General features: G+C 69.3%; 20 protein-coding genes. 6 read left to right on the forward strand and 14 right to left on the reverse strand.

Annotated features, from left to right (window positions below; all coding sequences use genetic code 11):
- Genes def through QFZ53_RS15075 form a run of 3 tightly spaced genes read right to left on the reverse strand, consistent with a single transcriptional unit; the run spans position 1 to position 5711 of the window.
- Positions 1–492 carry a peptide deformylase gene (gene def, locus QFZ53_RS15065; protein ID WP_307297822.1) on the reverse strand — a complete coding sequence of 164 codons (492 nt, stop codon included), beginning with the start codon at positions 490–492 and terminating at the stop codon, positions 1–3.
- Positions 492–2243, reverse strand: coding sequence for a MinD/ParA family ATP-binding protein (locus tag QFZ53_RS15070; RefSeq protein WP_307297825.1), 1752 nt, complete (start codon positions 2241–2243; stop codon positions 492–494). Before QFZ53_RS15070 ends, def begins: the two co-directional genes overlap by 1 nt.
- A 60-nt stretch (positions 2244–2303) precedes the next feature.
- Positions 2304–5711 (reverse strand): pyruvate carboxylase, encoded by a 3408-nt coding sequence (locus QFZ53_RS15075; RefSeq protein WP_307297826.1) that lies wholly within the window; start codon positions 5709–5711, stop codon positions 2304–2306.
- Positions 5712–5804: 93 nt separating this feature from the next.
- Here QFZ53_RS15075 and QFZ53_RS15080 point away from each other — a divergent pair, with 93 nt between their 5' ends.
- On the forward strand, positions 5805–6611 hold the full coding sequence (locus tag QFZ53_RS15080; protein WP_292908160.1) for a ParA family protein: 807 nt from the start codon (positions 5805–5807) through the stop codon (positions 6609–6611).
- A 99-nt stretch (positions 6612–6710) separates the two neighbouring features.
- On the opposite strand, the gene QFZ53_RS15085 is transcribed toward QFZ53_RS15080, so the two are convergent.
- The 3 genes from QFZ53_RS15085 to QFZ53_RS15095 form a co-directional block, all read right to left on the reverse strand.
- Complete coding sequence (locus QFZ53_RS15085; RefSeq protein ID WP_292908158.1) at positions 6711–7256, reverse strand: MerR family transcriptional regulator; 546 nt, start codon at positions 7254–7256, stop codon at positions 6711–6713.
- 100 nt (positions 7257–7356) lie between these two features.
- Positions 7357–8043, reverse strand: coding sequence for a transcriptional regulator FtsR (ftsR, locus tag QFZ53_RS15090; protein WP_307297828.1), 687 nt, complete (start codon positions 8041–8043; stop codon positions 7357–7359).
- Positions 8043–8528, reverse strand: a complete 486-nt coding sequence (locus QFZ53_RS15095; RefSeq protein ID WP_292908154.1) for an FHA domain-containing protein — start codon at positions 8526–8528, stop codon at positions 8043–8045. Before QFZ53_RS15095 ends, ftsR begins: the two co-directional genes overlap by 1 nt.
- Positions 8529–8627: 99 nt before the next feature.
- Here QFZ53_RS15095 and QFZ53_RS15100 point away from each other — a divergent pair, with 99 nt between their 5' ends.
- Together QFZ53_RS15100 and lpdA are read left to right on the forward strand one after the other, a co-directional pair.
- Positions 8628–9260 (forward strand): copper resistance CopC family protein, encoded by a 633-nt coding sequence (locus QFZ53_RS15100; protein ID WP_307297831.1) that lies wholly within the window; start codon positions 8628–8630, stop codon positions 9258–9260.
- 9 nt (positions 9261–9269) lie between these two features.
- Positions 9270–10667 (forward strand): dihydrolipoyl dehydrogenase, encoded by a 1398-nt coding sequence (gene lpdA / locus QFZ53_RS15105; protein WP_292908126.1) that lies wholly within the window; start codon positions 9270–9272, stop codon positions 10665–10667.
- A 78-nt stretch (positions 10668–10745) separates the two neighbouring features.
- On the opposite strand, the gene QFZ53_RS15110 is transcribed toward lpdA, so the two are convergent.
- From QFZ53_RS15110 to QFZ53_RS15135, 6 genes are read right to left on the reverse strand one after another with little or no spacing between them, the layout of a single operon-like run.
- Entirely contained in the window at positions 10746–11864 is a 1119-nt protein-coding gene (locus QFZ53_RS15110) for an FAD-dependent oxidoreductase (RefSeq protein WP_307297834.1), read from the reverse strand.
- Entirely contained in the window at positions 11857–12573 is a 717-nt protein-coding gene (locus QFZ53_RS15115; RefSeq protein WP_307297836.1) for a methyltransferase domain-containing protein, read from the reverse strand. The genes QFZ53_RS15110 and QFZ53_RS15115 overlap by 8 nt, the downstream gene beginning before the upstream one ends.
- Entirely contained in the window at positions 12570–13730 is a 1161-nt protein-coding gene (locus tag QFZ53_RS15120; RefSeq protein WP_307297838.1) for a type III polyketide synthase, read from the reverse strand. Before QFZ53_RS15120 ends, QFZ53_RS15115 begins: the two co-directional genes overlap by 4 nt.
- A gap of 52 nt (positions 13731–13782) precedes the next feature.
- Positions 13783–14415, reverse strand: coding sequence for a CYTH domain-containing protein (locus QFZ53_RS15125; protein ID WP_307297839.1), 633 nt, complete (start codon positions 14413–14415; stop codon positions 13783–13785).
- On the reverse strand, positions 14408–14620 hold the full coding sequence (locus QFZ53_RS15130; RefSeq protein ID WP_307297842.1) for a response regulator: 213 nt from the start codon (positions 14618–14620) through the stop codon (positions 14408–14410). Before QFZ53_RS15130 ends, QFZ53_RS15125 begins: the two co-directional genes overlap by 8 nt.
- Positions 14621–14649: 29 nt before the next feature.
- The gene (locus QFZ53_RS15135) at positions 14650–15120 is read right to left on the reverse strand and encodes a prepilin peptidase (RefSeq protein ID WP_307297845.1); all 471 of its coding nucleotides are present in this window, start codon (positions 15118–15120) and stop codon (positions 14650–14652) included.
- Positions 15121–15253: 133 nt separating this feature from the next.
- Between QFZ53_RS15135 and QFZ53_RS15140 the strand changes: the two genes are divergently transcribed.
- From QFZ53_RS15140 to QFZ53_RS15150, 3 genes are read left to right on the forward strand one after another with little or no spacing between them, the layout of a single operon-like run.
- Positions 15254–16006: a hypothetical protein gene (locus tag QFZ53_RS15140; RefSeq protein WP_307297846.1), complete on the forward strand. Its 753-nt coding sequence runs from the start codon at positions 15254–15256 to the stop codon at positions 16004–16006.
- Positions 16003–17538, forward strand: a complete 1536-nt coding sequence (locus QFZ53_RS15145) for a DNA polymerase Y family protein (protein ID WP_307297849.1) — start codon at positions 16003–16005, stop codon at positions 17536–17538. Before QFZ53_RS15140 ends, QFZ53_RS15145 begins: the two co-directional genes overlap by 4 nt.
- Positions 17538–20978: an error-prone DNA polymerase gene (locus tag QFZ53_RS15150; RefSeq protein WP_307297850.1), complete on the forward strand. Its 3441-nt coding sequence runs from the start codon at positions 17538–17540 to the stop codon at positions 20976–20978. Before QFZ53_RS15145 ends, QFZ53_RS15150 begins: the two co-directional genes overlap by 1 nt.
- Positions 20979–21005: 27 nt before the next feature.
- Here QFZ53_RS15150 and QFZ53_RS15155 read toward each other — a convergent pair whose 3' ends face one another.
- Both QFZ53_RS15155 and QFZ53_RS15160 read right to left on the reverse strand, forming a co-directional pair.
- Positions 21006–21386, reverse strand: coding sequence for a hypothetical protein (locus QFZ53_RS15155; protein WP_307297853.1), 381 nt, complete (start codon positions 21384–21386; stop codon positions 21006–21008).
- A gap of 453 nt (positions 21387–21839) precedes the next feature.
- Positions 21840–22100 (reverse strand): hypothetical protein, encoded by a 261-nt coding sequence (locus tag QFZ53_RS15160; protein ID WP_307297855.1) that lies wholly within the window; start codon positions 22098–22100, stop codon positions 21840–21842.
- Positions 22101–22165 lie beyond the last annotated feature (65 nt).

Raw genomic sequence — 22165 nt, forward strand, 5'->3', positions numbered from 1 at the left:
TCAGAACCAGGAGCTCTCGCGCACTTCGCGCATCGCGATCTTGCGGGTCTCGGGATCGAGTCGCGACAGGTAGAGCTTGCCATCGAGGTGGTCGGTCTCGTGCTGGAGCGCCTGCGCCAGCAACCCCTCCCCTTCGATCACCACGGGGTTGCCGTCCAGGTCGATGCCCTCGACGCGCGCCCACGGGTGACGGAGCGCATCGTGCCAGAGCCCCGGCACCGACAGACATCCTTCGCCGGTCGGCACGGCCTCGCCGCGCACCTCGGTGAGAACCGGGTTCAGGACGTAGCCGATGTCGCCGTCGATGTTGTAGCTGAAGGCGCGCAGCGCGACGCCGATCTGCGGAGCGGCGACGCCAGCACGACCCGGCAGCTCGACGCTGTCGACGAGGTCGGCCACGAGGGCCCGCACGCCGTCGTCGATCTCATCGATCGGCGCGCACACCGTTCGCAGCACGGGGTCGCCGAAGACTCGGATCTCGCGGACGGCCATCAGGCGGCCTTGGCCCGGAGGCCCTCGACGAGCTGGGCGGCGAGCTCTCGCGCAGCCACGCGGGTCTCAGGCTGCAGCGAGGTGAACACGATCGTGCCGCCTCCTGCGATGTGCGCGTCGTACGGCATCCGCACGACCTTCTTCGCCCTGGTGCGGAAGTGCGACTCGAGTTCGTTCAGGCGCACCAGCGGGGCCCCGGGGGTCGACTGGTTGAGCACGATGATCGCTTCTCGCGCCTGGTCGGCGAAGCCGTTCGTCTCCAGCCACGTGAGCGTCTCGGATGCCAGACGCGCCTCATCGACGCTGAGCCCCGACACGATCACGATCTGGTCGGCGAGGTCAAGCGTGGCCGACATGACCGAATGCACGATGCCGGTGCCGGTGTCGGTGAGCACGAGCGAGTAGTAGTGCGCCGCGACGTCAGCGACATCGCGGTAGTCGCTGTCGCTGAAGGCCTCGGCGATGCGGGGGTCGGAGTCGGATGCGAGCACGTCGAGTCGTGTCGCATCGCGTGCGACGATGGCCGAGATGTCGTGATATCCCTTCACCTCGTCGTGGATGCGCACGAGATCGCGCACCGACTTGCTGTGGTTGGGTCGAGCGATCCGGTCGGCGAGGGTTCCACGATCGGGGTTCGCGTCCACCGCGATGACGCGGTCCTCTCTCGCGTCGGCGAGCGCCATCCCGAGCAGGGCCGTGATCGTCGTCTTGCCCACGCCGCCCTTGCGGGAGAGGACGGGGACGAATCGCGCGCCGCCGGACAGCGGCGCGGAGATGCGTGCGCTGAGAGCCTTGCGCTCGCGGGCTCGCCGGCCGTCGCCGATGTTGATGCGGCGTCCGGAGACCGTGTAGAGGAAGTGGCTCCATGCGCCCTCCGGCTCGGGCTTGGTGACCTGATGCGGGTCGAGCAGGCGGTCGGCGGTGAGCAGATCCGCGCTCTCGCGCGACGAGTCGCCCAGATCGTCCAGTCGCTTCGAGGTGAGAGCCACCTCGGCGCGCGAGGCCCGCGTCTGCGGCGCCACCGGCTTCTTCTTCGAGGTGTCCACGACAGTGCTCTCCTTCACGAGTGCGGGTCGGGAGACGGATGCCGCGGCTGCGGCAGCCTTGGCTTCGATGTCGGCCTTGGCGCGTGCGATGAACGCGGCGGCTGCCACGGCCTCCTCCGCGACGACGTCGGCGGGCTTCCGAGCGGAACGCTCGGAAGTGACGGTCTCCTCCGCGTCGACGAGGTCGGCTGCGGGCGTCTCGCCGGAAGGTTCAGGTTCAGGTTCAGGTTCAGGTTCAGGTTCAGCCTCAGCCTCAGCCTCAGCGAGGGTGTCTGCGTCGCTGTCGGGGCTCTCGGCGGCCTGCTCGGACTCGAGCGGAGCCGCGACCGATGCCGGCACGGCGACCGGTTCGACCGTCGCGTCCTCGTGCGGGTCCGCCTCGACGGCATCCGTCGTCTCCGTGCGGGCAGAAGGCACCTCCTCGGCCGGCAGCTCGATCACGATCGATTCGAGCACGGCGTCCGATTCCGGTGCCGACGGCGCCTCGGGCGCCGGCTCGAGAACCGGCTCGTCGATCATCAGGTCGACGACCTCTCCGTCGATGACGTCCTCGTCTGCGAGGTCATCCTCGTCCGTCTGCGGGAGGGTCACGCTCACCTGAGCGGTGCCGCCGAGGATTCCGAGCGCCGAGGTGTCCAGCGACGCGGCGTCGTCGAGCACCCCCGTCGACTCCTCATCCGCGTGCGGTGTCTTCTTCGTGGTCACGTGTCACTCCCAGCTCGTGCGGCCCCGTCGCGCCCCAGGCACGACCTCGCCCGCACAAGATTAGTGCGAAGGGCTGATGACGACCAAAAGATCTCCCGCGTCCACCTGCTGCGTGGCGCCGATCGCGAGACGTTCGACGACGCCGTCGACGGGCGCTGTGATGGCGGCTTCCATCTTCATCGCCTCGATGGATGCCACCGGTTCCCCGGCGCGCACCGTCGCTCCGACCTCGGCCTTCAGCGTGACGACACCGGAGAACGGGGCGGCGACATGACCGGTCACCGAGGTGTCGGCCTTCTCGACCTCATGCGCGTCGACCACGATGGATCGATCGCGCACGAACACCGGTCGGAGCTGTCCGTTCAGCGTCGTCATGACCGTGCGCATGCCCCTGTCGTCCGCATCGCCGATCGCCTCCAGACCGACGTAGAGCTGCACGCCCCTGTCTATCTCGATCAGGTGCTCCTGGCCCTGAACGAGCCCGTACAGGTAGTCCCCCGTGTCGAGGACCGAGAGGTCGCCATACTGCTCGCGCGCCTGCTCGTACTCGCGCGCCGGTGCGGGGAAGAGCAGCGTGTTCAGCCGAGCGCGCCGGGTGGCGCTGTCACCGGCGAGTGCCGCCTCGTCGTCTGCGCTGATCTCTGTCAGGCCCGTCCGCACCGAACGACCGGCGAGCACCTTCGTGCGGAACGGCTCGGGCCAGCCGCCGGGCAGGTCGCCCAGCTCTCCCGCCATGAACCCCACGACCGAATCGGGCACGTCGTACTTCTCGGGGTGGGCCTCGAAGTCCGCCGGATCCGCCTTCACGGCGGCCAGATGCAGAGCGAGGTCGCCCACCACCTTCGATGACGGGGTCACCTTCGGCACGCGTCCGAGGATGCGATCCGCCGCCGCGTACATGTCTTCGATGAGCTCGAAGTCGTCGGCGAGCCCCAGCGCCTTGGCCTGCTGACGGAGGTTCGACAGCTGCCCGCCCGGGATCTCGTGGTGGTACACCCGGCCCGTGGGCCCCGGCAGGCCGGACTCGAACGGCGCGTAGGTGCGGCGCACGGCCTCCCAGTACGGCTCGAGGTCAGAGACGCCGTCGAGGTCGAGGCCGCTGTCGCGCTCGGTGTGGGCGAGAGCGGCGACCAGCGACGACAGCGAGGGCTGGCTGGTCGTGCCGGACAACGGAGCGGATGCCGCGTCGACCGCGTCGACTCCGGCGCCGCTGGCCGCGAGCAGAGTCGCGAGCTGACCGCCGGGGGTGTCATGCGTGTGCAGGTGCACTGGCAGGTCGAACCGCTCGCGCAGCGCGGCGACGAGCTTCGCGGCGGCTGCGGGGCGCAGCAGTCCCGCCATGTCCTTGATCGCGATGATGTGAGCGCCCGCGGCCACGATGTCATCCGCGAGTTTCAGGTAGTAGTCGAGGGTGTAGAGATCCTCGGCCGGGTTGAGCAGATCTCCGGTGTAGCAGAGGGCGACCTCGGCGACCGCGGTGCCGGTCGCACGCACGGCCTCGATGGCCGGGCGCATCTGCTCGACGTCGTTGAGGGCGTCGAAGATGCGGAAGATGTCGATGCCGCTGGCCGCTGCCTCGGCGACGAACGCCTCCGTGACGGCGGTCGGGTACGGCGTGTATCCGACCGTGTTGCGGCCGCGCAGCAGCATCTGGATCGCGACGTTCGGCAGCGCCGCGCGGAGCTTGTCGAGCCGCTCCCACGGGTCTTCTCCGAGGAATCGCAGGGCGACGTCGTAGGTGGCCCCTCCCCATGCCTCGACGGACAGCAGACCGGGCGTCAGGCGGGCGATGTACGGAGCGGCCGCGACCAGGTCCTTGGTGCGGACACGGGTCGCCAGCAGCGACTGGTGCGCGTCGCGGAAGGTCGTGTCGGTGATCGCCAGGGCGGACTGCGCGCGCAGGTTCGCCGCGAACCCTTCAGGGCCGAGTTCGAGCAGGCGCTGACGGGAGCCGGGAGCGGGTGCGGCGGACAGGTCGATCCTCGGGAGCTTGCTCGCCGGGTCCACAACGCCGGGGTGCACGCCGTGCGGCTTGTTGACGGTGACGTCGACGAGCCAGTTCAGGATCTTCGTGCCGCGATCCTTCGAGACGTGACCGCGGAGCAGCTCGGGGCGCTCGTCGATGAACGAGGTGCTCACGTCTCCTGCGACGAAGGCGGCGTCGTCCAGCAGCGCCTGCAGGAACGGGATGTTCGTCGACACGCCGCGGATGCGGAACTCGGCCAGTGCACGGCGCGCACGGGCTACCGCGGCCGGGAAGTCGCGTCCGCGACATGTGAGCTTGGCGAGCATCGAATCGAAATGCGGGCTGATCTGCGCACCCTGGTGCACGGTCCCGCCGTCCAGACGGACGCCGGCGCCTCCGGGTGAACGGTAGGTCGTGATCTTGCCGGTGTCGGGGCGGAAGCCCTGCGTGGGGTCCTCCGTGGTGATCCGGCACTGCAGAGCAGCCCCTCGCAGGTGCAGATCCTTCTGCTGCAGACCGAGGTCGGCGAGCGTCTGCCCCGCGGCGATGCGCATCTGGCTCTGCACGAGGTCGACGTCGGTGACCTCCTCGGTGACCGTGTGCTCGACTTGGATGCGCGGGTTCATCTCGATGAAGACGACTTCGCCCGTGCGCTCCCCCGCCGTCTCGAGCAGGAACTCCACGGTGCCGGCGTTCTCGTACCCGATCGAGCGGGCGAACGCGACGGCGTAGGCGTGCAGAGCGGTGCGGATGCCGTCATCCAGGTTCGGCGCCGGAGCGATCTCGACGACCTTCTGATGACGTCGCTGCACGGAGCAGTCGCGCTCGAACAGGTGCACGGTCTCGCCGGTCTTGTCTGCGAGGATCTGCACCTCGATGTGGCGCGGACGCAGCACGGCCTGCTCCAGGAACATCCGCGGGTCGCCGAAGGCGCTCTCGGCCTCGCGCATCGCCTCAGCGAGCGCGGGCGCCAGGTCGCCCCTGGTCTCGACGCGTCGCATGCCGCGGCCGCCGCCGCCGGCCACGGCCTTGGCGAACAGCGGGAATCCGATCTCATCGGACTGGGCGACGAGAGCGTCGACGTCGTCCGACGCCTCGGTCGATCGCAGCACGGGAACACCGGCCTCGATCGCGTGACGCTTGGCCTCGACCTTGTTCCCCGCCATCTCGAGCACGTTCGCGGGCGGCCCGATGAAGACGATGCCGGACGCTGCGGCCTTCTCGGCCAGTTCCGGGTTCTCGGAGAGGAATCCGTAGCCGGGGTAGATCGCGTCGGCACCGGCCTCGCGGGCGACGCGGATGATCTCGTCGACGTTCAGATATGCGCGCACCGGATGACCGCGCTCGCCGATCTCGTACGCCTCGTCGGCTTTCAGCCGGTGGACCGAGCCGCGGTCCTCGTGGGGGAAGACAGCGACCGTCCTCGCCCCGACCTCGAAGGCCGCACGGAAGGCGCGGATCGCGATCTCGCCGCGGTTCGCCACAAGGATCTTCTTGAACATGCACACCTCTGAGAGCTCGATGCACGGCCTTTTCGACGCGCATGGGGCGGGGCTGAGTGTTCCCCCAGCCTAGGGGAAGGTAACGTGGAGTCCGTGCACGTACTCAGCGTCAGCTCTCTCAAGGGGGGCGTCGGCAAGACGACCGTCACTCTCGGCCTGGCCTCAGCGGCCTTCGCCCGGGGTGTGCGGACGCTCGTCGTCGACCTCGACCCCCAGTCCGACGTCTCCACCGGGATGGACATCCAGGTGGCCGGCCGACTCAACGTCGCCGATGTCCTGGCGAACCCGAAGGAGAAGGTCGTCCGTCAGGCGATCACCTCCAGCGGCTGGGCGAAGGTGCACCCCGGCACGATCGACGTCCTCATCGGCAGCCCCTCGGCGATCAACTTCGACGGCCCTCACCCCAGCGTCCGCGACGTCTGGAAGCTCGAAGAGGCCCTCGCCTCCGTCGAGGCCGACTACGACCTCGTGCTCATCGACTGCGCTCCGTCACTGAACGCCCTCACCCGCACCGCGTGGGCGGCGAGTGACCGCGTGATGGTCGTCACCGAGCCCGGTCTGTTCTCCGTGGCTGCCGCCGACCGCGCGCTGCGTGCGATCGAGGAGATCCGCCGCGGCCTCTCCCCCCGCCTGCAGCCCCTGGGCATCGTCGTGAACCGCGTGCGTCCGCAGTCCATCGAGCACCAGTTCCGCATCAAGGAGCTGCGCGACATGTTCGGCCCGCTCGTCCTGTCGCCGCAGCTTCCTGAGCGCACGTCGCTGCAGCAGGCTCAGGGCGCGGCCAAGCCGCTGCACATCTGGCCCGGCGACTCGGCGCAGGAGCTCGCAGCCGACTTCGACTCGCTGCTCGACAGGATCATCCGCACCGGACGCATCCAGGTTCCCGAGGCCGGCGCCTGACCCTGACCTCCGCCCGACACGCGAAACGCCCGCTCATCGAGCGGGCGTTCTCCGTATCCGGCGCCGTCGAGTCGAGGCGCCGATGGGCCGGCGTAGTGCCTAGGCGGACCGCTTGGAGCGGCGGGCCGAGAGCTCGTCGACGGGATCGGGTGCAGTCGGGTCGAACTGCACAAGAGTCGACTCGACCTCGCGGAGCACCTTGCCGACGGCGATCCCGAACACACCCTGCCCACGGCTGACCAGGTCGATGACCTCGTCGTTCGACGTGCACAGGTAGACCGAGGCGCCGTCGCTCATCAGCGTGGTGCCAGCGAGATCGCGGATGCCGGCACGACGCAGCTCGTCGACCGCGGTACGGATCTGCTGCAGCGAGATGCCCGTGTCGAGCAGGCTCTTCACGAGCTTGAGGACGAGGATGTCGCGGAAGCCGTAGAGGCGCTGTGATCCCGACCCGCTCGCGCCGCGCACGGTGGGCTCGACGAGCTCGGTACGGGCCCAGTAGTCGAGCTGACGGTAGGTGATGCCCGCCGCGCGAGCGGCTACCGCACCGCGATAGCCGACCTCGTCATCCATGGCGGGGAGGCCGTCGGTGAAGAGGAGCTCTGGCACGAACCGCGGGTCGCCTGCACGCTCGTCCGCATTCATCTGAAGTCCTCCCTGGAAGCTGATACCTCCACGCTAGAGCAGTGCCCTGACCCCGGCAATGACATCCGTGCCACCCCGAAGGTGTGTCGCAACCAGTTCGTTACGAAAGCAGCCGGGCCAGCGCGTCCTTGACGAAGAGCGAGCGCACCTCGTCGATCTTTCCCGCCAGTTCCGGCGCCATCTCACTCGCCTTCGCACGCGACGCGGCATCCGTCCTGCGAAGCAGCGCCGACAGAGCGGATTCGATGAGGGCGACCTCGCGTTCGGCGCCTTGACGGAGCGAACGCAGGTGCCGTGGCTCGATGCCGTGGCGGTCGAGGCCGACGAGGCTGCGCAGCAGAGTGACGGATGCCTCGGTGTAGGTCTCCTGCGCGGCCATCACCCCGGTGCTGATCGCATCGTTCAACAGCTGCGGTCCGGCACCGGCCGCCGCGAGGAGCTCTTCGCGGCGGTAGCGGCGAGGAGCCGGCGTGATCGAGGGGGGTGGAACGATCGCCGCGGACTCGCCCGACGCCTCGGCCTCGTCAAGCTGCTCGCGGATGACGCTGAGCGGCAGATAGTGATCGCGCTGCAGGGTGAGACCCAGCCGCAGGCGCTCGATGTCGGCCTGCGAGAACTTGCGGTACCCCGATTCGGTACGCGAAGGGGTGACGATCCCCTGCACCTCGAGGAAGCGCAGCTTGCTGGAGGACAGATCGGGGAACTCCGGCGTCAACCGGGCCAGGACCTGGCCGATACTCAGCAGGCCCGCGGACGCATTGCGTTCGCGGGCGGGAGAGGACGCCATCAGTCGTTCGCCGCCGCGCGGTCGAGGGGTGATGCGAAGAAGTTCAGGCGGAACTTGCCGACGCGCAGCTCTGCGCCGTCGGCGATGGCGGCACGGTCGACCCGTTCGCCGTTCACATAGGTGCCGTTGAGGGAGCGCTGATCGATGATCTCGAACGAGCTGCCGTTACGGGTGATCTCGGCGTGACGGCGTGACACCGTGACGTCGTCGAAGAAGATGTCGGCCTCGGGGTGACGACCGACCGTCGTGACGTCGGTGTCGAGGAGATAGCGGGCGCCGGCGAGTGCGCCGGAGCGGACCAGCAGAAGCGCACTGCCCGCAGGCAAAGCCGCGATGGCGCTCTGCTCCACGTCGGTGAGTTCGACGCCGAAGGGCACGAAGGAGAGGTCCGAGTCGTGCCCGAACGTCTGGGTCACGTCGTGCTTCTGCTCGCCGGAACGGTGGATCGCGGCGTCGCCGGCTGGTCGGCTGTCGTTGTCTGTCACTATGCCCTCCTGATCGTCCAGACTAACCGATCCGGAGCCGCTCGCGGGAGGCCGCTTCGCACTCAGCCGCCGCATACACGACATTCATAGGCTGGACCCGTGAAAACCGCCGCCCGGAGCATCCCGTTCGCCCCCGTCGCGCTCGCCGCGACCCTGCTCGTCGCGTTCCTCGTGCTGTTCGCACCTCTCTCGGCGTCGGCACATGACACATTGGTGGCCTCATCGCCTACGGCCGACAGCACGGTCGAGACCCTGCCTGCCGAGATCACGCTCACATTCAGCGAGAAGCTGATCACCGGCGACGGCGCGACCGAACTCGTCGTCACCGACGCCTCAGGCGCGTCGGTCGTGAACGGGCCCGCAACGGTGGACGGGGCGATCGTCACTCAGCCACTCGTGGCGGGCGGTGCGGCAGGCGAGTACCACGTGGTGTGGAAGATCGTCTCCAGCGACGGCCACCCGACCTCCGGCGAGTTCTCCTTCACCGTGACCACGAGCACGCTCACCGCGCCCACGACCGAGCCGTCTCCGACCCCGTCCGCGACCGCCGCGCAGACCGCCGACGCCGTCGACACGCAGGCCGCGGATCCGGCCGACTCCTCTGGCGACGCGGTCGGCTTCTGGGTGCTCGGAATCGTCGGGGTGCTCGTTCTCGCAGCCGTCGTGATCCTCGTTCTTTCACGACGTGGAAACCGCTCCACGACCGGATCGGACGACCTCTCGGCGCGATAGGCTGAAGGCATGCCACACTACGACGTCGTCATCCTTGGTGCAGGTCCTGGCGGATATGTCGCTGCGGTTCGCAGCGCGCAGCTCGGCCTGTCCACCGCGATCATCGAGGAGAAGTACTGGGGCGGTGTGTGCCTCAACGTCGGCTGCATCCCCTCCAAGGCTCTCCTCAAGAACGCGGAGCTCGCACACACGCTGAACCACAAGGCCGAGTTCTTCGGAATCTCGGGTGAGTTCACGATCGACTTCGGCAAAGCGTTCGATCGCAGCCGTGTGGTCGCAGACGGTCGCGTCAAGGGCATCCACTTCCTGATGAAGAAGAACAAGGTGACCGAGTACGACGGTCGCGGCACCTTCACAGGCCCGAAGGCCATCTCGGTCGCCAAGGCCGACGGCACGACCGAAGAGGTCACCTTCGACAACGTCATCATCGCTACCGGCTCGACCGTCCGTCTGCTGCCCGGCGTCACGCTGAGCGAGAACGTCGTGACCTACGAAGAGCAGATCATGACCCGCGAGCTGCCCGAGTCGATCGTCATCGTCGGCGCCGGTGCGATCGGCATGGAGTTCGCCTACGTGCTGACGAACTACGGCGTGAAGGTCACGATCATCGAGTTCCTCGACCGCGCCCTCCCGAACGAGGACGCGGACGTCTCGAAGGAGATCGCCAAGCAGTACAAGAACTACGGCGTCGACATCCTGACCTCCACCAAGGTCGAGACCGTGGTCGACAACGGCTCCGACGTCACCGTCACCTACACCGCGAAGGACGGCCAGCAGGGCTCGATCACCGCAGACAAGGTGCTCATGTCGATCGGATTCGCCCCGAACGTCACCGGCTACGGCCTGGAGAACACGGGCGTGAAGCTCACCGAGCGCGGCGCCATCGACATCGACGACCACATGCGCACGAACGTCGACGGCATCTACGCCATCGGCGATGTGACCGCCAAGCTCCAGCTCGCCCACGTCGCCGAGGCGCAGGGTGTCGTGGCGGCCGAGACCATCGGCGGCGCCGAGACGCAGACGCTGGGCGATTACCGCATGATGCCTCGCGCGACGTTCTGCTCGCCTCAGGTCGCCTCGTTCGGACTCACCGAGCAGCAGGCCAAGGACGAGGGACGCGAGATCAAGGTCGCGACCTTCCCGTTCATGGCCAACGGCAAGGCCCACGGCCTCGGCGAGCCCGTGGGCTTCGTCAAGCTCATCGCGGATGCCGAGCACCTCGAGCTCATCGGCGCTCACATGATCGGCCCCGACGTCTCCGAGCTTCTGCCCGAGCTGACGCTGGCCCAGAAGTGGGACCTCACCGCTCTCGAGCTGGCGCGCAACGTGCACACCCACCCGACGCTGTCGGAGGCGCTGCAGGAGGGCTTCCACGGTCTCGCAGGGCACATGATCAACTTCTGATCGTCAGAGTCAAGAAGAACGGGGTGACTGCGGACTCGCAGTCACCCCGTTCTCGTTGCGGCGCCTGCTCTGAGGGCGCTACAGCCGTGCCATCGTGATCATCGCCGCCATGCGCCCCCGCAACGGCGGCGAGCCGAGCGTCCTGATCAACCACTCGCGCGCGCCGAGTCGGGCTCCCTCTACAGGCGCGCCCATCGACATGTAGAAGTGCGCCCGGCGTTGCACCTTTCTCGCCGTGCGGGCGTTGCGACGCTCGACATCGCGGAGATCGGGAGCGCCCGTGCCCCCGAGATCGCCGATCGCGTGAGCGAGACGCTGCGCGGCGACCCAGCCGAGGTTCATGCCCTGTCCGCCGATCGGGCTGACCTCGTGCGCCGCGTCGCCGAGAAGCACGATCCGGCCGAGAACGGCGCGGTCAGCACGATGCTGCGCCGCCCGGAACACGACCGGCCGCGCTCCCGGCGGCACCTGCAGGTCGACGCCGGTGCGACCCCGGATCGCCGCCCGGAAGGCGTCGACGTCGCCGAGCGGTCCATCCGCCTCACGGGCCACCCACCGCCTCGTCCCATCGGTGAGCGGGAAGCACTCGACCAGTCCTCCCGGTTCGCAGTGCAGCCGGGCGCGGTCGACGGCAGAGGCGTCTGGGACGTCGAGCATCGCGTAGGTCGCCGCCCCGGCGCCGGCACGCCAGGGCACGTCGAGTCCCTCGCGCAGAGGACTGCGCACGCCGTCGGCCGCGACGATGAGCGAGGCGGTGAGCTCGGCGTGAGACCCGCCGGTCTCGACGGTGAGCCGAGCGAAATCGCCTTCGTCTCGGGCCGAGATCGCAGAGCATCCGAGGCGCAGCGCGTCGGAGTCGAGATGCACGAGCCGCTCCCGCAGCAGGGTCCCCGTCCGCCGCTGGGGCAGGATCATGATCCGCCGATCATCCGCGAAATCGACCGAGGCGAGCATCCGGCCACGGCTGAGCACATCGCCGCCTCTGAGCGCCAGCGCCTCGGCGCGCACCTTTTCCCCGATGCCCGCCTCGTCGAGCGCTCGAAGACCGGGCGGATGGATCCCGATCGCCCTGGTGCGCGGATCCTGCCCGCTGTGCTTCTCGCACACGACGACGTCGAGGCCCTTCCGGATCAGCAGGCACGCCGCCAGCAGGCCGACAGGACCGGCGCCGACGACGATGACGTCGTGATCAGGCATCCGCCGGTCCCCATCGCAACTCGATGCGCGAGGGGATTCCGGTGCGCACCTGCCAGCCCGACGGTGCGACGGCGGCCAGCTCCGGTGCCGTGTAGGACCGGCGGATGCTGGTGAGTCCGTCATCGCGGATGAACGAGCCCGCCAGCAGGTTCTTCGCGAGCGGCAGGGTGAGCGCGGCGAAGAGCACGTAGGCGAACCGGCTGCGTGCGATGTCGCCGTGCACGACGAGCCCGCCGTCCCCCGCGAGCACACGCGTCTCGGAGAGGAGCTGCTGCAGCTCATCGGACCCCAGGTGATGCAGCACGTGGTTGGACAGCACGATGTCGAAGGTCTCCCCGGCGCGCACCAGGTCGGCCGTGTGCGCGCAGAGATATCGCACCGCTGCGCCCGCGTCATGGGCCGAAGCCCATCGTGTCGCCCGATCGTCGGCGTCGAGCGCCGTGATGTCGGCCGACAATCCGTCCCGGCGCAGGCGGGCGGCGAGCATGCGGCAGAGGTCGCCACCGCCTGACCCCACGTCGAGGATCCGCACGCGCCCACGTCGGGCGCGCGGGCGGATGTCACGACGATAGAGCAGGCCGGGGCGCGACACGACGGAGTTGATCAGCGCGAACCGGCGGTAGGTGCGCTCCAGCATCCGCTGATCCGCATGCGGGTCGTCCATCAGCTCGTGCGCAGCGACGGCGCGGACCGAGAGATCGGGACTCATGGCGCCTCTGGCGCCTCGACCGTCAGCAGCGCGCTCTCCGCCGTCAGCCCTGGTCCGAACGCCATGGCGGCGACGCGCTCTCCCGGCTGCGCATCCTGCTGCTCGAGGATGTGCTTCAGCACGAAGAGGATCGTCGCGCTCGACATGTTGCCGTTCACGCGCAGCACCTCTCGTGCGGGGTGCAGCTGCGCATCCGTGAGGTGCAGGCGCTCCTGCACGCGATCGAGGATGCTGCGTCCGCCGGGGTGGATCGCCCAGTGCTCGACGCGATCGCCGACGCGTCCCTCCTCGAAGGCCGCTGCGAGCTCGCTCTCCCCCGCGTAGAGCGGCCGCAGCGCGCCGATGATCGTCTCTCCGATGATCTGGGGAACGGACGTGGAGAGGATCATCTCGAAGCCGCTGTCGCCGATCGTCCATGCCATGTCCTTCTCACCCTCGGGGGCGATGGCCGTGTGGAACCGGTCCAGTCGGAGCGCCGTGACCGACGTCGGGAAGTCCCGTGCGGTGACGAGGCCCGCTGCCGCGCCATCGGCGAACAGGGAAGAGGCGACGATCGTGTCGGGGTCCTCCGAGGAGCGCAGGTGCAGGGTGCACAGCTCGACACTGGCCACGAGCACGACGGCTTCGGGGTCGGCGATGCAGAACTGGCGCGCAGCGCGCAGCGCGGGCATGGACGCGTAGCAGCCCATGAATCCGAGGTGGTAGCGCTGCACCGAGTCGGCGAGCCCCAGCGCCCTGACGATCTCGTACTCGGGGCCCGGTGCGTGGAATCCGGTGCAGGAGACCGTGATGACGTGCGTGATGTCGGATGCCTGGATGTCGGGATCGGCGTCGATCGCCCCGCGCGCCGCTTCGACGAACAGACGGCTCGCCTCGCGGACGTAGACGTCGTTGCGCGTCTTCGTGCCCGGGGAGAGCAGAGCGCCGGTCGCCCTGTCGAAGAAGACGGGATCGTCGGTCTCGGCCGTGAGCGACAGCTCGTCGATCACCGTGTGCCGCGAGTCGATGCCGGAGCCGTTGAACGACGCGCCGACGATGCGCTGCGCCAGCCGCCCGATGTCGGGCTGCGAGGCGAAGACGTCTCGCACCTCGTCCTGAACGAGGACGGTGTCGGGAACGATCGTGTGCAGCGAGCGGAGCCTGACAGGTGGGTGCATGCTGTCACTCAAGCATGCACCGCAGTCTTCGCGAAAGGGGTTGCGCTTCGGCTCAGAACCCGAGAGCGCGGGCGAGCTTCGAGCCGGATGCCGCCTCGCGCCCGCCCGCGGCGAAGATCGCTCTCTCGGCTGCGGCGAACAGCTCTTCGCGTCCCGCCTCGTCGGCGGGTGCGGCGGGACCGAGCTCCAGTTCCCACTCCCGCCATTCGCGCCGGACGCCCTGACGGAGGTCCGTGGCGCGGACGTGATCGTCGACGAACTCCGCCACGACGCCCTCAGGGCCGGTGAGCAGATAGGCTGTGCGACTGTTCTCGATGCGCGCGAGCGGGATCAGCTCATCTCTCGTCCATCGCGACAGGGTCTCCATGACCGCATCCGGAACGCTCTCGTCCTCACCGAGCGACCAGCCGATCTCGAGCCGGCCGTCGCCTTCTCGCGGTCCCTTGATGTGCCAGCCGGCGTCCGGCCCTCCGGTGCGGCGGCGCAGAGCAACGCCGGCGCGCGAGAGCGCGGCATCCGCCGTGTCGAGGTAGCGGGCGTCGAGCTCACGCACCTCTGCGTCGCTCACCGCGTCGACTCCGGGGAGTCCCTGCCACTGCGGCAGCGGGGTGGCGACGTCGACGTCGTACTTGCGCTCGACCTCGACGGTGCGGGAGTGCCCTGAGCCGTCGGGGGTCTCAGTCATCCGAGGGGTTGATTTCCTCGAGGGACTCGTCGTACCAGTAGTCGATCTCGGTGGGGCCGTCGCTCTCACCCGTGTTCGAGGGCTCGCCGCGGCGGTTGTACACCACCTGCGTCTCGCTGTAGGGGACGATCAGCTTGTCGTCCGCGTCGCCGAGGGGGATGATCTGCCCGTCCAGCGGGCCGCCGTGAAGCCGTGCGAGTGCCATGTGCCCAGATTAGCGCCCGCAGGCGGCGGTCAGGCGATCGCGACGCCGAGAACCGCGCCGATGATCATCCAGGGCCCGAAGGCGATGCGGGTGGAACCCGTGGCCCTGCGCAGCAGGATGAGCACCAGCGCGTAGAGGGCGGCGAGCACGAAAGCGGATGCCGCGCCGACGGCGAGCGCCGTCCAGCTGTGCCAGCCGAGCACGGCGCCGATGAGAGCGGCGAGCTTGACGTCGCCGCCGCCCATGCCCGATCTGCTGGCCAGACGCAGAACGGCGTAGAAGCCGCCGAGGATCAGCAGTCCCCACAGCGCCCTGACGAGGGCTGCGTCGTCTCCCGTCATCACGGCGTCGAGCACGGCCAGCAGCGAGACCGCGGCGATGGCGGGCAGCACGATGCGGTTGGGCAGTCGATGCGTGCGGATGTCGATCACCAGTAGCCACGCGCCGACGCCGACCAGGCCGACGTGCGCGACGACGACGAGGGCGGTGCGCGGATCCATCCTCGAAGGGTAGGAGATCTGCGGATACTGCGGCCCAGAGGGTGTGGATAACTCGAAAGAGCGATGTCGGACGTTCGAACTAACGTCATCATGTCCACTTGATTTAATAGTACATAGATTCGAAGATGGAGATATGGGGAACATGCTCGACTCAGCGCCACTGCTCTCCGCGCCGGCCGACGTCCGCGCAGGAGAGGTGCTGAGGCTGCGCCGTGAGATCAGCCGCATGCAACGGCGACGCAGCGAGCATCCGCTGCTCCCCCTCGACTCCGCCTTCTCCTCGCTGCTTCCCGACGGCGGACTGCTCACCGGCTCCGCCTACACGGTGTCCCCCTCTCCCTCTCTCATCCTCGCGCTGCTCAGCGCGGCCTCTCAGAAGGGGCACTGGTGCGCGGTGATCGGCATGCCGACGCTCGGGATCGAAGCCGCCGCCGCATTCGGCATCGATCTCGAGCGGCTGATCCTCGTGCCGAACCCCGCAGAGCGCTGGCTGGCGGCGACCTCCGCCCTCGCCGAGGTCGTCCCGCTGATCGCGGTGCATCCGGGCTCACGGGTCCGCGATGCCGACGTCTCGCGACTGAGCGCCCGGCTGCGCGACCGCGGCACCACCTTGCTCGTCACCGAATCGGCGGCGAGCGAGGCCTGGCCGCAGAGCGAGGGCAGCATCCGACTGACCGACCCGCACTGGCACGGTCTCGGCGAAGGGTGGGGGCTGCTCCAGGACTGCACGGCGACCGTGACCGCGCAGATCAGACGCGCTCCGCTCGCCTCGAGCGTGCAGGTGCGCCTGCCGGGAAGCCACGGAGCGGTCGAGGCGATCGAGACGGCTCCCGCCGCCATCGCCGAGCTGCCGATGCGGTTCGCCCCCCTGGCGGTGGCCGGATGACGTCTCCGCTCCGCGTCTTCGCCCTGTGGTTGCCCGACTGGCCGCTGCGCGCCGCCCTCGGCCCGCCGCCGCATCCGCCCACCGCACTGGTGCACGCGAACGCCGTCGTGGCGTGCACGGCATCCGCCCGCGAGCACGGAGTGCGCATAGGCCAGCGTCGCAGAGAGGCCCAGGGGCGGCTCGCCGCCTTGCGGGTGCTCCCCCACGATCCGACGAGGGACGATCGCGCGTTCCTCCCCGTGCTGCGGCTCGTCGAGCGGCACGCACCGGGGGCGACGCTGCTGCGCCCCGGGCTCGCCGTGATCCGCGCCAGAGGGTTGGCACGCTTCCACGGAGGGGAGGCCGAGGCGGGCAGCGCGTTGCTCGACATCCTCACCGCGGCCGGGTACTCCGAAGCCCGGATAGGCGTCGCCGACGGCCCGTTCACGGCTGAGCTCGCTGCGCACGGGTCCGAGCCGTGCACGGTCGTCCCGGCAGGGCGCTCGGCGGAGTTCCTCGCCCCTCTCCCTGTGCAGGCGCTCCGCGATGAGCATCTCGCGGGCCTCCTGACCCGCCTGGGCGTGCACACCCTCGGCGGATTCGCCGCACTCGACGCCATCGAGGTCCGCGATCGCTTCGGCGAGCGCGGAGCGCGCCTTCACGCCCTGGCGGCCGGCGCGGATTCCCGGGTGCCCGCTCCGCGGCCTCCCGATCCCGAGCTCGTGCGGGCCGTGGAGTTCGAACCCGCCCTGGCCGGCACCGATCAGGTCGCCTTCGCCGTGCGGCAGACTGCGGATGCCGTGCTCCTCGCCCTCGACGACGCTGCCTCCGTGTGCACCGAGGTGCGCATCGACCTGACCGACGACAACGGACAGGTGTTCTCCCGGTCGTGGCTGCATCCGACCTGCTTCGACGCCGCGGATCTCGTCGATCGCGTGCGCTGGCAGCTCGAGGCGCTGGCTGCGGAGTCTGCGCAGACGCCCGTCGACGAGGCCAGATCGTTCGGCGGCATCGTGGCCGTGCGCATCGTGCCGATCGCGGTCGACGACGCGGCCCATCATCAGCCCGGCCTGTTCGGCTCGGCCACCGACGAGCGTCTGCACCACGCGGTCTCCCGCGTGCAGACCATGCTCGGGCACGAGGGGGTGGTCACCGCCGCGATCGCGGGCGGACGCTGGCTCGCCGATCGGCAGGTGCTCACGCCCTGGGGCGAGCGCACCGTCGCCCCCCGCGATCCGGTGCGCCCGTGGCCGGGGAGCCTGCCCGATCCGGTGCCTGCCGAGGTGTTCCTCCCGCCACGGCCCATCGGCGTGGAGTCGGCGACGGGCGAGAGCATCGGCATCGACGGCCGGGGTTCGCTCTCCGCCTCGCCCGCGCGCATAGACGGGGCCGGTGTGCAGGCGTGGGCGGGCCCGTGGCCGATCGCCGAACGGCGGTGGGCGGCTGACGGCGGCAAGAAGGGGCACCGGCTGCAGATCGTCGACGACCGCGAGCGCGCCTGGCTGGTGTTCTGCACCGGCGGTCGCTGGTGGGCTGAGGGGAGGTACCGCTGATGGGCTGGCACAACCCGCCGCTCACCTGGAGCGAGATCGAGCGCACTCTCAGCGGCGACGAGCCGCCGAGTGCCGAACCGCGCGGCACGCGGACCGACCCGGGGCCGGTGAGTCGGAAGCGCGACTACACCGCGCCTCCCCCGATCACGCGCCCCGACGACGCCGTGCCCTACGCCGAACTGCACGCGCACTCCTCCTACTCCTTCCTCGACGGCGCCTCCTCCCCGCAGGAGCTGCTCGTCGAGGCCGAGCGACTGGGCCTGTCGGCTCTGGCGCTCACCGACCACGACGGCTTCTACGGGGCCGCCCGATTCGCCGAGGTCGCCGACATGATGGAGGCCTCCGTGCAGACCGTGTACGGCGCCGAGCTCTCCCTGGGCCTCGACGCCGCGCAGCGCGGTGCCGCCGATCCGATCGGAGAGCATCTGCTCGTGCTCGCCGACGGCCTGGAGGGGTATCACCGCCTCTCCGGCGCGATCACGACCGCGCAGCTGCGGGGCGGAGAGAAGGGCCGGCCGGTGTACGACGTCGATGAACTCGCGGCGAGCTCGGGCGGACGCTGGACGATCCTCACCGGGTGCCGCAAGGGAGCGGTGCGCCGAGGGCTCGAGGCCGGGGACGCCGTGACACCCCTGCGCCGACTGGTCGATCTGTTCGGTCGGGATCATGTCGCCGTGGAGCTCTTCGATCACGGCGACCCGCTGGACTCCCGCCGCAACGACGAGCTCGCCTCACTCGCCCGGCGGATGCGGCTGCCCGTGCTGGCCACGAACAACGTGCACTACGCGACACCCGAGCGTGCGGGCCTCGCCGAAGCCGTGGCCGCGGTGCGAGCGGTGCGCAGCATGGACGAGCTCGACGGCTGGCTGCCGGCACACGGCGGAGCCCATCTGCGCAGCGGCGCAGAGATGACAGCTCGCTTCCAGCGCTACCCGGGGGCGGTCTCGTACGGACTCGAGCTGGCGGCGGCATCCGCCTTCCCCCTGATCCAGGCCAAGCCTGCGCTGCCGCAGCAGGAGGTGCCCGCGGGGCACACTCCGATGAGCTGGCTGCGCCATCTGGTCTGGGAGGCGGTGCCGGTGAAGTATCCGCGGCTCGATGACGAGGGGCGCGAGAGGATCGCACGGGAGCTCGACGTGATCGAGGAGAAGGACTTCCCCGGGTACTTCCTCATCGTGCACGGGATCGTCGCGGAGGCGAAGGATCGCGGCATCCTGTGCCAGGGCCGGGGCTCGGCCGCGGCGAGCGCGGTGTGCTATCTGCTGGGGATCACCGCGGTCGATCCCATCCTGTACCGGCTCCCCTTCGAGCGCTTCCTCGCCACCACCCGGCAGGAGGAGCCCGACATCGACGTGGACTTCGACTCCAGCCGCCGCGAGGAGATGATCCAGTGGACCTACGAGCAGTACGGCAGGGAGCGGGCGGCTCAGGTGGCGAACGTCATCCAGTACCGCCCGAAGAACGCGATCCGCGACATGGCGAGAGCGCTCGGCTACTCCCCTGGTCAGCAGGACTCCTGGTCGCGTCAGGTCGACGGCTGGTCGGCGGGGCTGGAGGTGTCCGAAGACCACGACATCCCCGAGAACGTGCTCGAGTACGCGGGCGAGTTGCTGAAGGCTCCGCGTCACCTCGGCATCCACTCGGGCGGCATGGTGCTCACCGCACGTCCTGTGGGCGAGGTGGTGCCGGTCGAGCACGCGCGCATGGAGAACCGCACGGTCATCCAGTGGGATAAGGACGATGCGGCATCCATGGGGCTGGTCAAGTTCGATCTGCTGGGGCTGGGGATGCTGGCGGCCCTCCGGCACTGCTTCGACCTGGTGCACGGCGCCACCGGCGAGGAGTGGACGCTGGAGACCATCCCCAAGGAGGAGCCGGCGGTCTACGACATGCTCTGCCGTGCCGATTCGATCGGGGTGTTCCAGGTCGAATCGCGCGCACAGATCGGGCTGCTCCCCCGACTGCAGCCGCGATGCTTCTACGACCTCGCGATCCAGATCGCGCTGATCCGTCCCGGTCCCATCCAGGGCGGGGCCGTGCACCCGTTCGTCCGGCGCAAGATGGCGAAGGATCAGGTCGATGAGGAGAACCGCGAGCGGATCGCACGCGGCGAGGAGCCTGTGGAGTATCCGATCCCCTATCCGCATGACGATCTGAAGCCGATCCTGAAGCGGACGCTGGGCATCCCGATCTTCCAGGAGCAGCTGATCCAGATGGCGACGGCCATCGGCGACTGCACGGCGGACGAGGCCGATCTGCTGCGTCGGGCGATGGGCTCCAAGCGAGGGCAGGAGAAGATCGAGCGGGTGAAGGACAAGCTGTACGCGGGGATGAAGAGGCGGGGGCTGTCGACGGAGCAGTCCGACCGCATCTACGCGCAGATCCAGGCGTTCTCGAACTTCGGGTTCGCGGAGTCGCACTCGCTGTCGTTCGCGCTGCTCGTCTATGCCAGCTCCTGGCTGAAGCTGCACTATCCCGCCGCGTTCCTCGCCGGTCTTCTGCGGTCGCAGCCGATGGGCTTCTATTCGGCGTCGACGTTGACATCAGACGCGCGCAGACACGGGGTCGAGGTGCTGCGTCCCGATCTGCATGCGTCCGGAGCCACCGAGATCCTCGAGCGGACCGGCCCGGCCGGCCCCTGGCTCGATTCCTGCCTCCACGACCCGCAGCCGTCGGCCGCGAGATTCGACCGTTCACTGCCCGACGAGTCGGGCGCCCATCGCCGTGACGGAGGCTTCGCCGTGCGGCTCGGCCTCAGCGGTGTGCGCGGGATCGGGCAGCAGCTGGCCGAACGGATCGTCGCCGAGCGCGAGGCGAACGGCCTCTACCGCGACCTGGGCGATCTGGTGCGGCGCACGGATGCCACAGCCGCTCAGCTGGAATCGCTCGCCACCGCAGGGGCCTTCGGCTGTCTGGGTCTGCAGCGCCGCGAGGCGATCTGGCTCGCCGGCGCCGCCGCCGAGGACCGCGCGCGCTATCTGCCCGGCACGGTCGTCGCCGTACAGCCTCCGCTGTTCGCCGACCAGTCCAGCTATGAGCAGCTCTCCGCCGATCTCTGGTCGACGGGCGTGTCCACCGACGATCACCCGCTCACCCATTTCCGCGCGGGGCTGCGGGAGCGCGGGGTGCTCACAGCCACCCAGCTGCAGGATCACGAGGTCGGGCGGCGCATCGAGGTCGCCGGTCTCGTCACGCACCGGCAGCGACCGGCGACCGCGGCCGGAATCACCTTCATCAACCTGGAGGACGAGACGGGACTGGTCAACGTGGTCTGCTCGGCAGGTGTCTGGGGCCGCTACCGTCGCGTCGCCCGCGGCTCTCCCGCACTTGTGATCCGCGGCATCCTGGAGCGCTCCGCCGAGGGCGTCGTGAACGTGCTCGCTGACGGGTTCGAGGATCTGCGCACGGGCTTCGCACACCGGTCGAGAGACTTCCGCTGATCTCCCCCGAGGACACGGAGGGAGCGTTCACCAGATCCGGTCGACGGGCTCCTCCGGCGCTTTGTCCGTCCCGCCCCAGCGGTCAGCCTCCGCCTTCGCCGCGTCGACCGCCGCATCCGCTTCACGCAGCGCCGTTCGGGCTCCCGTTCCTCCCGACGCGTCCGGAGCCACGGCGAGTTCGGTATGAGCACCCACACCGCCCAGCATGACCGTGCACTCGAGGACCCGTCCCATCCAGCGGACGATCTCCCCTCGCGGCTCTTCAGCGCGGCGGTAGCGGATGCCGGTGTCGAGATCCACGATCGAGAGGACCGCGGGTTCCCCGCCCTCGACGATCCGTTCGGACACCTCGACGCGATGCCCTCGCGCGATGGCGAGCTGCGCGTTCAGCACGAGCGTCCTGTCCATGGATCCACTCTATGGTCCGCCGCCGCCACGGCAACCCCGAACGTGGACGGGAAACTTTCGTATATTTCTTTGTCCCCCAAATGGCGGACATGACAAAAGAGCGATACTCTGATATACGTAACCGGGGATACAGGCTGAAGACTGGGGAATCAGCCGATGAGAGCCGCGATTTCTTCGCCGCCCTCCCCTGCCGTCCGGGAAGGGCGGTGAGCCCTCTCGGGAGATCCAGCTGGGGAGCGGATGACTCGAGAGGGCAACCATCTCCGTCAGCGGCCGTCCTGCTTGAACTCTCCGCCGTCCGCGCGATAGCGACCGCATCCGCACGCGTCAACCCCGGCGCGCTCGAATCATGCCCGACGTAGCGTCGAAGACGACGATCGAGGAAGGACATGAGATGAGCGACCTGCTGCCCGGAACCGCGTCGGGCGCGGCGATGGCCGGCTCGATGCGCCCCTACTGCTCCAGGAAGCCCTCGTCGTCTGACGCCAGCACCCCGACCCCCGCCCCCTCCTCCGAGGATGTCGGCTCGTCATCGAACGGCACTTCTTCGCGCTGGTCGGCCACATCGGCCTCATCGGCCTCGGTCAGTGCGGACACCGGCTCGAGCGAGACCGCGCGTTCAGGGTCGTCGGGTTCGTCGATGACCGGGCGACGCTGTTCGGCGAGATCGCCCGTCGGCTTCAGGTCGTCGATCCATTCCTCTGCATCGGACATCTCGGGATCCTCTCTCGTGCGGGGTTCTTCGAGCCTGCGCGTGCGTCGGCTCTGCTGCCAAGGGG

Origin of the sequence: Microbacterium natoriense (genome assembly GCF_030816295.1) — a bacterium.
In the GTDB taxonomy this organism is placed as follows: domain Bacteria; phylum Actinomycetota; class Actinomycetes; order Actinomycetales; family Microbacteriaceae; genus Microbacterium; species Microbacterium natoriense_A.